The organism is Rhizomonospora bruguierae (assembly GCF_018397995.1).
Classification (GTDB): domain Bacteria; phylum Actinomycetota; class Actinomycetes; order Mycobacteriales; family Micromonosporaceae; genus Rhizomonospora; species Rhizomonospora bruguierae.
In genome coordinates, this window is record NZ_BBQH01000163.1 from 1 (window position 1) to 965 (window position 965).

1 protein-coding gene is annotated in these 965 nt (G+C 64.6%); it reads right to left on the reverse strand.

The window, feature by feature from the left end; all coding sequences use genetic code 11:
- Positions 1 to 241: 241 nt before the first annotated feature.
- Positions 242 to 965 (reverse strand): group II intron reverse transcriptase/maturase (locus tag KJS59_RS30650; RefSeq protein WP_305071796.1); only part of this gene is annotated, 724 nt, incomplete at its 5' end.

Genomic DNA, 965 nt, shown 5'->3' on the forward strand with positions numbered 1-965 from the left:
GGTTACCAGTTGCCGGTGCGGGCGAGTCGGCGTGACATTGTCATGATCATGGCGATGTAGATCATGGCTTCGTGGTGGTCGGGTTTGGTTTCGTAGTCGCGTACGCAGCGGCGATGCTTGCTGATCCAGGCGGATGGGTGGGCCGCGCGGCGAGGTGTCAGCCTTTGGGGCTGGTCCTTTTCCGCGCGGCCTCCCGCCGAACCGGATTTGATGGTTTCCCGATCGTCCGGCTCTCCAGTGACTACTGCGTGAGTGGTGCGGTCGGCTGCCCGGTGTGGATCTGGTCGTGGCAGGCGGTGCAGACCACCAGGGTCTTGCGTCGCCGGTTTGCCATTGCCTTGGCCCACTGGAGCTGAAGCGGCCCGGGTTGGCCGAGGTCAGCGAGCTTGCGGACGTGGTGGACTTCCACCTCGCCGGGTTGCTGGCAGGCCTCGCAGACGTCCGCGAGGAGCCGTGAGAGGAGTTCCTTGTGCGGGTAGTCGACCCGGATCGGTTGACGGTCGGTGACCGTCGCCGTTTTCTGCCGGTGGAGTGGTATCTCACTGAACCGTGCGACCAGTGGCTGCCTGCCGACGCGTTCGATACGTGCCTCGAAGCAGGTGCGCGGCCCGTACGGTGTTTGGATCTTGGTCTTGTGCTTGGCCGCCATCTTCGACACCGTCGAGCGGTGCTTGCCTGCCAGGGTCTTGAGCATGGAGGTCTCCATGACCCAGCGCAGCCGGTGAAGTCGGTAGACGTCCCCGGCGAGCAGGTAGTACTGGATGGTGCCCCGGTAGATGGCCCCGTAGGTGGCGACGATGGTGTGGTCGCTGCTGTTGGTCAGGGCCTTCTGCTTGGCGGGTTTGCCGCGGTGCAGGTAGGGGGCGGACTTGGCCTTGATCACGTCTCTGGGGACACGTAGGGCGATCTGGCCGTTGACGCGTCGGTAACGGCCGGTCTTCTTCGTGTCGTTGTGCTGGACGGTG